The following is a 408-nucleotide window of genomic DNA, read 5'->3' on the forward strand; positions in this document are numbered from 1 at the left end:
GAATTACTTGACAAGGCTGTTGTTATGAACTATAATTTTAAACACCAAACACCAAACACCAAACCTGCCCAACTTATACTTTAAAATCATCTTATTGTTGCAATCAACGTTTAGTCTTTTCTAGTAATTTATTTTTTTCTCGTTTTTTAAGGTTATTTTTATTTTCGCCGCTTTTTAGCGTTTTCGCCGTTACTTTAGTTTTATTCTTTTCATCAAGTAGTTCTGCATTAACATCTCTAAGAGCCAGTACCGTCAAAGTTATTACCGGGAATTCTCCCTATATTATATTAGGCGATGGTTTTAACCCTTTAACTGATTTACGGCAAATAATAGGTTTGAATTTTCCTAATGGTCAAGGTGGTTATAATTGGATAAGCGCCTGGGATGCCGGGGTTGCCATAAAAGCAC

The 408-nt window shown here is 34.6% G+C and carries 1 protein-coding gene; it reads right to left on the reverse strand.

The window, feature by feature from the left end:
• Window positions 1-103 precede the first annotated feature (103 nt).
• Complete coding sequence (locus H3U96_RS11115; RefSeq protein ID WP_165755093.1) at window positions 104-256, reverse strand: hypothetical protein; 153 nt, start codon at window positions 254-256, stop codon at window positions 104-106.
• Window positions 257-408 lie beyond the last annotated feature (152 nt).

This window comes from Gilliamella sp. M0364, from assembly GCF_016100565.1.
GTDB classification, from domain to species: Bacteria; Pseudomonadota; Gammaproteobacteria; order Enterobacterales; family Orbaceae; genus Gilliamella; species Gilliamella apis.